Below are 10,991 nucleotides of genomic sequence, written 5' to 3' on the forward strand. Positions count from 1 at the left end.
TTCTTGTTATTTCTCATTATTTTGTGTTTCTAGTATTCCATTGTCTAAAGACAACTAATTAACAGGATAAATGTTCCACGTGAAACATTTTAAAGCAAATCGTGACATTTTTCTAAGTAAAAAGCGCCCGATTTGGGCGCTTTTGTCTATAATTATTTTACCTTCGACCCATTTGGCAAGGTTTGATCGACGGTAGCGATTGAAAGCTGACCATCTTGTGACCCTGCTAAAATCATTCCTTGTGATAATTCACCGCGAAGTTTAACAGGCTTTAAGTTGGTAATACAAATTACCTTCCGGCCAACAAGCTCTTCAGGCTTATAATATTGGGCAATACCCGATACAACTTGCCGCTTTTCATAACCTAAATCTAATTGAAGCTTTAGCAGTTTATCTGCCTTTTTTACCGGCTCTGCTTGAATAACCTCAGCAACACGTAAATCCACCTTCATGAAATCCTCGATGGAAATTTCCTCAAGCTCGTCTGGTTTTTCTTCTTCTTTCTTTTCTTCGATAACCGGTGTGCTTCCTTGCATTTTTGTTTTGATGAATTCTACTTCCTCAGCAATATCCAATCTTGGGAATAACGGAGCATCCTTTTGTACCTTAACTCCACTTGGAATCTTGCCAAAGCCTCCAAGACTCTCCCATGTTTTTAATTCCTCATCTTTAATGCCTAATTGTGTGAAAATCCCATTAGGCGTGCGAGTTAAAAATGGCTTTAATAGGACCGCAATACGGCGTAAGGATTCTGCCAAGTGAACCATTACACTAGCAAGCTCTCCTTTTTGGTCTTCATTTTTAGCCAATGTCCATGGTTTTGTTTCATCAATGTACTTATTTGTCCGACTGACTAATTGCCAGATGGAAGTTAATGCCACGGAGAATTCCATTTTTTCCATTGCCTCTTCGTATTTTGCAACTGTTTCACGATTTACCTGGAGCAGCGATTCATCAAATTCACCAACTGAACCAGCATAATCAGGAATCACCCCGGCAAAATACTTTTCAATCATCGCCACTGTCCGGTTTAGTAAATTGCCTAGGTCATTAGCCAGGTCAAAATTAATTCTTTCAACAAATCCTTCTGGTGTAAACACACCATCAGCCCCAAAAGGTACTTCCCGTAATAAATAGTAGCGAAGGGCATCTAGGCCATAGCGGTCAATTAAGGTAACTGGATCCACTACATTGCCTTTTGATTTCGACATTTTTCCGTCTTTCATCAACAACCAGCCGTGCGCAAATACCTTCTTTGGCAGTGGTAAATCCAAGGCCATTAACATGATTGGCCAATAAATCGTGTGGAAACGGACAATTTCCTTACCAACTAGATGAACATCCGCAGGCCAATAATTTTTATATTTGGTATCATCCTCTGTTCCGTAACCAAGCGCGGTAATATAATTGGAAAGCGCATCAATCCATACGTAGATGACATGTTTAGGATTTCCGGGGACTTTAATTCCCCAATCAAAAGTTGTTCTTGATACTGCTAAATCCTCAAGTCCAGGCTTTATGAAGTTATTAATCATTTCATTTTTACGGGATTCCGGCTGTATAAACTCTGGATTTTCCTCGTAATATTGCAAAAGCCTGTCAACATACTTACTCATTCTAAAAAAGTATGATTCTTCTTTGACCTTTTCAACAGACCGGCCGCAATCAGGACAGTTGCCATCTACCAGCTGGCGGTCCGTGTAAAAAGATTCACAAGGTGTACAATACCAGCCCTCATATTGATCAAGATAAATGTCTCCTTGCTCAAGAAGCTTGGCAAATATTTTTTCTACAACTTGTTTATGTCTATCTTCAGTTGTGCGAATAAAGTCATCATACGAAATATCTAATTTATTCCAGAGATCTTTAATACCTCCGACAATCTCATCAACATATTGTTGTGGTGTTACACCCTTCTCCTCAGCTTTGCGCTGAATTTTTTGTCCGTGTTCATCCGTACCTGTTAGATACATTACATCAAAGCCGCGCATCCGCTTATAACGAGCCATCGCATCACCCGCAACTGTGGTATACGCATGTCCAATATGTAAATTCCCACTTGGATAATAAATTGGTGTGGTTAAATAAAAAGTCTTTGATTTTTCCTCCATCATATTCCCTCCTAAACAATGCAACTCCCATTAAACCATTATTGCCTCTTTTTAACGCTTCTATCATCAAAATATACCGAAAAACAAACTTTTGTGCAAGAAAGCGTATTGCTAGACTTCCAGATTTTTAAAATTATTTCCTATTACACCCATAAAGGCGGCTAAATCAGCGTAATATATGAGAGAAAAGGAATATGTAGAACTTTGTCGAATAAAATCAGCTTCTACGACATATGGACTTTTCAACACAATAGTATTATTAAAGTACTAAATTGATTAAATTTAATTACAAACCTTGTTATTACAACGAATTCAATATGGAAATATTTGCATCCTTACTTTTTAAAATAAAATAATTGACGGATATGGGAAGTACTGGTATTATGAAAATATAAGAAATTTGTCGAATTGTGGCGAATTAAAATAGAAGATAGATAAATAAATTAAGTGTTTATGAGAGGAGATTATTAAATGAAATCTACAGGTATTGTTCGTAAAGTTGATGAGTTAGGCCGCGTAGTTATTCCAATTGAATTAAGACGCACACTTGGTATCGCAGAAAAGGATGCCCTTGAAATCTATGTTGACGATGAGCGCATTATCTTAAAAAAATACAAACCAAATATGACTTGCCAAGTAACTGGTGAAGTTTCTGATGATAACATGGCCCTAGCCGGCGGAAAATTAATTCTTAGCCGTGAAGGTGCAGAACAATTAATAGAAGAAATTCAAAAGAACTTTGAACTTGTAAAATAGAAAAGCGCAAGCGCCTTGATCAGCCCCGACAAGCATAAGACAAGCTGGCCGAAAGGTTGCTTTTTAACCTTTTGGACGGATTGGCTGTAGACCATCGAGGGGCTAGGCGCTGGAGCTAGACAATTCTCAAAGTCAAAAACTTTTATACTTTCTTATCTTATAAAAAATAATGCTCCAGCACGAAACCGTGCTGGAGTTTTTAATTTTCTTCAATATGATAAGCCTGATAAACCTCGCGTTTGTTTAAACTTCGGTCTTTAGCCGTTTGCTTAATAGCATCTTTTGAAGAGATATTTTTCTCCGTTATGTAGTAATTGACATGCTCCTCCACTGATAAATTTTGCCACCAGCTTATTTCTTCTTCCTCTTCTTGAATTTCGGTACCTTCTATAATCAAACAAAATTCTCCACGGATTTCATTGGATTGTGCCCAACTGTTGATTTCTTCTAACGTTCCTCGAATAAACTCTTCATATTTCTTTGTTAATTCCCGGCAAATCACGATCTCTCGATTTCCAAGAACCTCAATCATAATGGCTAAGGTTTCTTTTAAACGATGCGGTGATTCATAAAAAATCAAGGTAGCCTTTTGTTTTCTCAAAACCTCTAATTCAGCCCGTTTCTCTTTCTTGTTCCGATGTAAAAACCCATAAAAGTAAAAGGGCTGACAAGTTATTCCTGAGGCAATTAATGAAGTGAGTGCTGCATTCGCCCCGGGTAACGGAACTACCGCTACTTTTTCACTGATCGCAGCCTGAACAAGCTCATATCCAGGGTCAGAAATAGCGGGCATGCCCGCATCGCTCACTAGGGCAACCTTCAAGCCTTGCTGGACCTTTTCAATTAACTTTCCCCCGCTAGTTTCCTTATTATGTTCATGATAGCTGACAATCTGGGTATCAATTTCAAAGTAATTACACAATTTTTTTGTATTTCTTGTATCCTCAGCAGCAATCAAATCTGCTTCTTTCAGGATTCTAATAGCCCGAAAGGTCATATCCTCAAGGTTTCCTATTGGAGTAGGAACAAGATAAAGGATTCCCTTATCCGTTTCATTTTCAAAGCTTTTTTGCTGCCACATCCGACTCACCTTCTTTCATTAAATACTCCAGCTTTTTCTTTCTTGTTAACTGCTTAAACTGATATTCGGCCCTTAAGGCCTCCCCTTTACTTGCAAAGACTTGATAATAGACCAATTTGACCGGTCCTCTTCCCCGTGTATATTTTGCTCCTTTGCCCTCGTTATGCTGCTCGATTCGACGGTCAAGATCATTTGTATAACCGCCATAAAGACTTCCATCGCTGCACGTTAGGACATAGAAATAATGGCCGTTACTCTCCATATAAAATCCCTCTGATTTCAGGTGTGTATTCATCATCTTCATTATAGACAATTAACGGCGGCAGTATTTTCAAATCTGGATTGCCGTCTTTTATCGCTTCTACTAGAAGAATATTAGCTTCCTTCCCCTTTTTTGGATAGACAAACTGAATTCGCTTTGGTTCAAGCCTGTACTGACGCATTAACGTAATAATATCAATGAGACGACCAGGACGATGGACAAAAGCAACCTTGCCGCCTTGTCGGACTAACTGACTTGAAGCTTTTATAGCATCTTCGAGCGTACAAAGAATTTCATGACGGGCAATGGCTAAATGCTCATTAGGATTTATTTCTTCTTTTGAAGGAGTTATAAAGTACGGGGGATTACAGGTAACCACATCAAATTTTCCATACCCTAACTGCTGAGGCATTTCTTTAATATCACCATGGATCATTTTTAGGCGGCCTTCTAGTTTATTGTACTCAATACTTCGGACAGCCATATCATATAATCGATCTTGTATTTCCACACCTGTAATATTCCCTTTTGTCCGTGCACTTAAAAATAAAGGAATCACCCCGTTGCCACTGCAGAGATCGATTAAATTCCCCTTCTGAATCGGAACATAAACAAATCGAGCCAGCAAAACGGCATCAAGAGAAAAAGCAAATACAGTTGGGCTTTGAATAATTCGAAGCTTCTCAGCCAGTAAATAATCAAGCCGTTCATCTTCTTTTAAAGTCACCACTAACCATCCATCCTTACTAATAATGATATAAGAAAAGCGCAAGCATCCGTTAGTGGCGTATGGCCTGGAGTGCATCGACCGAGATAAAGGAAACACCAAGAACGATAGCTTTTTCGTGTTGACTTATCGTAGGGAGATGCGCGAAGGACACTAGCCGCTGGATGCTGGGGCTGGACAATGTTCAAAGTCAATTTTTAACCTTTTTTCTATGAAAATAGAGGCTGCATCAATCAGCCTCTTAAGGTTATTTCTTATTAAGAAAAGAAAGACAAAACAAACAATCGCCTTCTTTACGCAAGCTGCCGAAGTGAAGATTACATATATGAAACCCCTCTTGATAAAGCCTTGCGAGATTATCATAACCTTCACCAACATCAAAATGTTTCCCACTTGGGGTTTCCGCAGCTGCTGCAGCACCCTGTTTCGGTTCTGTTTCTTTCTTTCCTTCTTCAGTGGTTACATCTAAACGGCGCCTTAAATGCTCGTTTTCGAGCTTTAAATAATGATTTTCTTCTAGTATCTCGGCTAAATGCTGCTTTAATTCCCCTAGTTGCTGGTAAAGATGGCCAATTTGTGTTTCCATATTACTTACTGATTCAAAAATTTCCTTTTTATCCACGGCTTCCACCTCTTAATCTGTGGATTGTATAGAAAAGGCACCTTCTTTAATGATTTCATCCAAAGTATACTCCAGAACCCGTTCTTGTTCCTTTAGTTCAACCTGAAGTACCCGCTCTAATATATTTAATCCAACCACTTTTCCCTTACCTTGTGGCGTTTCAATGATTTCCCCTAAATCAGGCAAAGCTTCTTTAGCAGACTCATATTCATCATTTTCATATTTCAAGCAGCACATAAGTCTTCCGCATAACCCGGAAATTTTTGTTGGATTCAATGAAAGATTTTGATCCTTTGCCATTTTAATGGAGACAGGATCAAAGTCGCCTAAAAAAGTAGAACAGCATAGCATTCTTCCGCATGGTCCAATCCCGCCAAGCATTTTTGCCTCATCGCGGACACCAATTTGTCGCAGCTCAATGCGTGTCCTAAAAATGGCTGCTAAATCTTTAACAAGCTCCCGAAAATCGACTCTTCCATCTGCTGTAAAGTAGAAGATTACTTTGTTTCGATCAAAAGTATATTCCACATCCACTAGTTTCATATCCAGCTGATGTTCATTCACTTTCTCATTACAAACCTCATAAGCTTCTTGAGCTGCCTGCTTGTTTTCATCAACAATCATTCGATCCTTTTGGTCGGCAATTCTGACCACCTTTTTTAACGGTAGGACAACATCATGTTCCTCAACCTGTTTGCGGGCAATCACAGCCCTTCCATACTCTACACCGCGGACAGTTTCGACAATGACAAAGTCATCCTTTTCAATTAAGAGGTCTCCCGGATCAAAATAATAGATTTTCCCCGCTTTTTTAAAGCGTACTCCTACAACATCATACAAATGAAGATCCCTCCTGCAATTTTAACACAAGCTGTTCCATCATCAGCTGAGGATTCATATTTGCCTGCAGCTTCCTTTTTGCATCAAGAATAGCTGACATTTGATCCGATAAGCGCCGTCCAGATGTTTGCAGGGCATATTGTCTTAACCGCTCATTCTCCTCTATAAAAACAAGCTGCTCCTGCCTATCCAATTGTATATATAGTAAATCTTTAAAGATTAGAAGTAAAAGATCTAAACCACGTTGTATCTGTTCTTTTTCTTTAAAGTGTAAAAACCAATCTCCCTGAAGTGTAACCATCGCCTCCAGTGAATTCTTTTTTAACACCTCATATAATTTTACCACTATTTTTTGGGCTTGTGCAAACCATTCGTCAACATTTAATTTGAGAGCTTCTTCCAAATTATTCGTTAACTGTGCTAGTAATGGAGCCTTAGCTGGATGAACTCCATTTTCTATTAATTGTTTGATCATCATCTGTGGTGCTAACGGTTGAAAAACCAATACCTGGCATCTAGATAGAATCGTCGGAAGCAGCTGTTGGACTTGCTCAGTTAAAAGAAAAGCTACCGTGCCCGGATTAGGTTCCTCGAGGAATTTTAGTAAGCTGTTAGAAGCACTCACGCTCATTTTATCAGCATGAGAAATTACATATACTTTATTTTGAGATTCCACACCTTTTTTTGAAAATTCTGCCTGCAAATTTCGTATTTGCTCCACTTTAATCGATAACCCTTCCGGCTCGACAATATGAACATCAGGATGGTTTCCATTATTGATTCGAAGGCAGTTATTACATGACTCGCAAGGTTTATATCCTTCTACTAGCTGTTCACAAAATAAAGATTTCGTCAGTAATAGAGCTATTTCCTTTTTCCCCGTCCCTCTCATGCCTTCAAAAAGGTACGCATGGGCCACTCGATTTTTCAACAAGCTGTTTTTTAGCATTTTCAACACGGTCGGCTGCAGCTCTAGTAGTTGATCCCATGTTTTAACCAAATTAATCACTCACTATCTATAAAAGCTATTTAGAAAAGCGCAAGAGCCTTGGTCAGCCCACTGGATAAGCTATAGACCATCGAGGGGCTAGGCGCTAGAGCTAGAAAATTCTCAAATTCAAAAGTTATACCTTCTTATCCTTTTTAAAAATGCATGTATTGTTCGATTGGTAATACAAATACGGTGGCTCCGCCTACCTCTACCTCTACTGGATAGGGAACGTAAGAGTCAGCGTTTCCTCCCATAGGTGAAACGGGGGCAACCAGCTGATCCCTGGATTTGCAGTTATCCTTAATAATTTGAAGAGCCCGGTCTACCCGGATATCTTCAGTACCTATCATAAAGGTTGTGTTCCCCGACTTCAAAAAACCACCTGTACTAGCTAGTTTGGTTGCTCTAAAATTATTATCTACTAACGCTTTAGATAAACGATTGCTATCTTGATCTTGAACGACGGCTATGATCATTTTCATATGGAACACCCTCTCCTCTTTTTTTCCTTTATTTTATTATAACAGGTTATCTGCTGGGATACCTAAATAAAAAAGCCTTATACTAAAGGCTTTTCTCCGCTAATCTTGCTTTGATTATATTTAGAGTTTTTTGATAGACCTCATCAATGGTACCTGACGCATCAATCCGAACCATTCTAGCTGGGAAACGCTTCAATAGCAGGTGATATCCTTCTCTGACTTTATGATGGAAATCGAGATTTTCTAAATCGAGGCGGTTTACTTCTCTTCCTTTATTTCTATTAATTCGCTTCATTCCTAATTCAGGTTCAATATCAAAATAAATAGTCAGCTCTGGGCTCAAGTCCTCGATGGCAAATTGATTAATCGCATAAACCTCATCCATTCCTAATCCACGGGCATATCCCTGATATGCTAATGAACTATCAACAAATCTGTCACATAGAACTACTTTCCCATCTTGTAATGCCGGCTTTACCTTTTCAATTAAATGCTGCCTTCTTGCAGCGGCATATAACAGTGCTTCTGTTCGAGGGTCCATAGCGGTATTTTCCTTATCTAAAATAACTTTTCTAATTTGCTCAGCTATTTCAATACCTCCCGGCTCCCTGGTCAACAAAGCGTGCTCTAACTCTTTGGCTATTAGATTTATAATAGTTGTCTTTCCAGCCCCATCCGGACCTTCAAATGTAATAAAAGTTCCGTTTTCCTTCAAAATAAAACCTCCAGTATGTATAATCCTACGTTATAGAAAATGTCTTTAGATAACCTGCTTTAAATAGAGAGGCATCTCCTTGAAATCTTGCACCTGTTTGTAGTAAACGATTAAGCTGTCCGATCTTTCCACTTGTTATTCTTTCTCCCTTCATTAACAAAGGAATCCCAGGTGGATAGGGTATGATCGTATCTGCACAAACCAATCCTGATGCCCTCTCTATCTCGACTACCATTACATTTAGTTTTTCCATTTCACTATAACTGATGGCTAACTCCGAAATCATTTCAACACCTGTCTGTATTTCTTCAATTGTGTCGTTAAACGGCAAACCATAAAGCGAACTTTTTATTTTCTCCGCAGTCTCGGATAATCGGTAGACTTGCCCTTTTTTTAAAAGAGGCAAAATAAATAGGACATTATACGGATCTGCTAGTTCCGTATATATTCCATTCGCTTCAAATCTTTTTTGTAATTCAAATCCTGTTAGATTAGATTTAGATTGTATAGTGATCTTAAGAGGATCACTAACTTTATTTCGATATGTTAACACTTTTATGCTTTCAATTCTAGCTAGAGCTTCTTTAAAGGATTGGATTTCAGAAAGAAGAAAGTGTACATCCTCTTCTCCATAAGCAGCTAAGTAATGTCTGGAGATATCAAGTGATGCCATAATTGGATAGGACGGGCTGCTTGATTGAAATATCCCTAGATATTCTTCAACCCTTTTCAAGTCTACCAGGTTACTATTTACATGCAAAAAGGAACCCATTGTCATCGCTGGAAGGGTCTTATGTGCAGAGTGAACAACTATATCCGCACCTAATTGTAGTGCAGATGCCGGAAAAGGCTCACCTATGATAAAATGAGGCCCATGTGCCTCATCTACCAATACCGGAATATGAAGGTGATGAGCCATATCAATGATTCCCTTTAAGTCATAGACCATCCCATAATAATTCGGGTAAGTTAAGATGATAGCTTTGGCATCAGGATACTGGTTAATGGCCTGTTGGACGGTTTGGGTGCTGATACCTGCTGCTACCTTCCATTCCTGATTTACCTCTGGCTCAAGAAATACTGGCCTTACTTTTGCTAATTTTAGTGCATTTAACACCGATTTATGGCAGTTTCTCTGCACGAGCACTATTGAATTCTCCGCACAAGCTGCCATGATCATAGCAAGATTCCCTACAGTAGAACCATTCACAAGAAAGTAGCTTTTTTTTGTTTTGTAAAACTTAGTTAACAGTTCCTCTGCTTCCATGATAGGGCCTTCTGGTGAATGGAGATCGTCTAAACCAGTCAATTCTGTTGCATCTATTTTAAGTATTCCTTTAAAAAATTCATCTTGTTTATATGCAGCTATTTCACCGTACTTATGGCCGGGAACATGAAAGGATACAGGGTTATTACTTAAATGCCCCTTTAGGGCATTATACAAAGGTGTTTCCAATTGATTTTTCATCTTATATCTTCCTTGCCTATTAAACGACATTTTTTAAGATCACTTTATTTAGTTTCCTATTTTTCACCAAAAAAATAAAGCCCTTTAAGGACTTATTATGAAAATATTTCAGGTGTAGTAATCTTTTTTAGCTGTTTAAGGAAATATTTATATCTTGGATCATTTGTATCTGTATGAATTAAATCATTTTCGCAATCTGTACAAATAAAAGAAGTGTATAGATGTATACCTTTTGGTTTTAGATTTTCACAAATAACGCACGTTTCCTCAAAATGATTATGTGCTAATAATGAACTCAATCCCCTCCACCTCCATACATCCATTCTGTCCGATACATTAAATTTGTATACAATTTTTTGAATAATCTTTTCAGCCGGCTCCTGTATTATCTTATGTTAATTCCTCTAAATGGGTGTATGTCTATATCTGTTTTCTTTAAAACACTTCGTACTTTTTGCCTTTTACTCATCTTTTTCGCTATAAACGCAAAAAGGACAATCTGAAAGGATTGTCCTTACATTGCCTGGCAACGTCCTACTCTCACAGGGACTCGCGTCCCAACTACCATCGGCGCTGAGAAGCTTAACTTCCGTGTTCGGTATGGGAACGGGTGTGACCTTCTCGCCTTAATTACCAGACTATAAAATTAGAGAGATCGTTCTCTCAAAACTAGATAATGTAGAAGAAATTGCGTAAAAACCAGGTAATCGTTTCTTACTTGTCCAGCTGCGGCTCCTAACTTCTCGGCTGTTTCGATCCGTCACTACAAATCTAAAAGCAGGATTTGCAGCGTCGGCTCTCCAACATCTGTCGAAGTTGAACAGTCGCCTTCGCTTTTCGTTTTGGTTAAGTCCTCGATCGATTAGTATCAGTCAGCTCCACATGTCACCATGCTTCCACCTCTGACCTATCAACCTGATCATCTTTCAGGGATCT

At 38.7% G+C, this 10,991-nt stretch carries 12 protein-coding genes and 2 rRNA genes; 1 reads left to right on the top strand and 13 read right to left on the bottom strand.

What is annotated here, in order from left to right; all coding sequences use genetic code 11:
• Window positions 1–152: 152 nt before the first annotated feature.
• Window positions 153–2,111 carry a methionine--tRNA ligase gene (gene metG, locus M3226_RS27380; protein ID WP_251572131.1) on the bottom strand — a complete coding sequence of 653 codons (1,959 nt, stop codon included), beginning with the start codon at window positions 2,109–2,111 and terminating at the stop codon, window positions 153–155.
• Window positions 2,112–2,582: 471 nt separating this feature from the next.
• Between metG and M3226_RS27385 the strand changes: the two genes are divergently transcribed.
• Window positions 2,583–2,867: an AbrB/MazE/SpoVT family DNA-binding domain-containing protein gene (locus M3226_RS27385; protein WP_098530272.1), complete on the top strand. Its 285-nt coding sequence runs from the start codon at window positions 2,583–2,585 to the stop codon at window positions 2,865–2,867.
• Between the two features lie 199 nt (window positions 2,868–3,066).
• On the opposite strand, the gene rsmI is transcribed toward M3226_RS27385, so the two are convergent.
• The 12 genes from rsmI to M3226_RS27445 form a co-directional block, all read right to left on the bottom strand.
• Window positions 3,067–3,948, bottom strand: a complete 882-nt coding sequence (gene rsmI / locus M3226_RS27390; RefSeq protein ID WP_251572104.1) for a 16S rRNA (cytidine(1402)-2'-O)-methyltransferase — start codon at window positions 3,946–3,948, stop codon at window positions 3,067–3,069.
• Complete coding sequence (locus M3226_RS27395) at window positions 3,926–4,210, bottom strand: GIY-YIG nuclease family protein (RefSeq protein ID WP_251572106.1); 285 nt, start codon at window positions 4,208–4,210, stop codon at window positions 3,926–3,928. The genes rsmI and M3226_RS27395 overlap by 23 nt, the downstream gene beginning before the upstream one ends.
• On the bottom strand, window positions 4,200–4,940 hold the full coding sequence (locus M3226_RS27400) for a tRNA1(Val) (adenine(37)-N6)-methyltransferase (protein ID WP_251572108.1): 741 nt from the start codon (window positions 4,938–4,940) through the stop codon (window positions 4,200–4,202). The genes M3226_RS27395 and M3226_RS27400 overlap by 11 nt, the downstream gene beginning before the upstream one ends.
• A 244-nt stretch (window positions 4,941–5,184) precedes the next feature.
• Entirely contained in the window at window positions 5,185–5,559 is a 375-nt protein-coding gene (gene yabA / locus M3226_RS27405; protein ID WP_251572110.1) for a DNA replication initiation control protein YabA, read from the bottom strand.
• Between the two features lie 12 nt (window positions 5,560–5,571).
• A complete protein-coding gene (locus M3226_RS27410) occupies window positions 5,572–6,399 on the bottom strand; it encodes a PSP1 domain-containing protein (RefSeq protein ID WP_251572112.1) in 828 nt (275 codons plus the stop codon).
• Window positions 6,392–7,399 carry a DNA polymerase III subunit delta' gene (gene holB / locus M3226_RS27415; RefSeq protein WP_251572114.1) on the bottom strand — a complete coding sequence of 336 codons (1,008 nt, stop codon included), beginning with the start codon at window positions 7,397–7,399 and terminating at the stop codon, window positions 6,392–6,394. The genes M3226_RS27410 and holB overlap by 8 nt, the downstream gene beginning before the upstream one ends.
• Before the next feature lie 143 nt (window positions 7,400–7,542).
• Window positions 7,543–7,872 carry a cyclic-di-AMP receptor gene (locus M3226_RS27420; RefSeq protein WP_098530279.1) on the bottom strand — a complete coding sequence of 110 codons (330 nt, stop codon included), beginning with the start codon at window positions 7,870–7,872 and terminating at the stop codon, window positions 7,543–7,545.
• Between the two features lie 82 nt (window positions 7,873–7,954).
• Window positions 7,955–8,587 (bottom strand): dTMP kinase, encoded by a 633-nt coding sequence (gene tmk / locus M3226_RS27425; RefSeq protein ID WP_251572116.1) that lies wholly within the window; start codon window positions 8,585–8,587, stop codon window positions 7,955–7,957.
• Between the two features lie 25 nt (window positions 8,588–8,612).
• On the bottom strand, window positions 8,613–10,055 hold the full coding sequence (locus M3226_RS27430; protein WP_251572118.1) for an aminotransferase class I/II-fold pyridoxal phosphate-dependent enzyme: 1,443 nt from the start codon (window positions 10,053–10,055) through the stop codon (window positions 8,613–8,615).
• 95 nt (window positions 10,056–10,150) lie between these two features.
• Entirely contained in the window at window positions 10,151–10,378 is a 228-nt protein-coding gene (locus M3226_RS27435) for a sigma factor G inhibitor Gin (RefSeq protein ID WP_251572120.1), read from the bottom strand.
• Between the two features lie 198 nt (window positions 10,379–10,576).
• A 5S ribosomal RNA gene (gene rrf, locus M3226_RS27440) occupies window positions 10,577–10,693 on the bottom strand.
• 204 nt (window positions 10,694–10,897) lie between these two features.
• Window positions 10,898–10,991: ribosomal RNA gene (locus tag M3226_RS27445) — 23S ribosomal RNA — on the bottom strand; the annotation flags it as partial.

This window comes from Neobacillus cucumis (genome assembly GCF_023715505.1).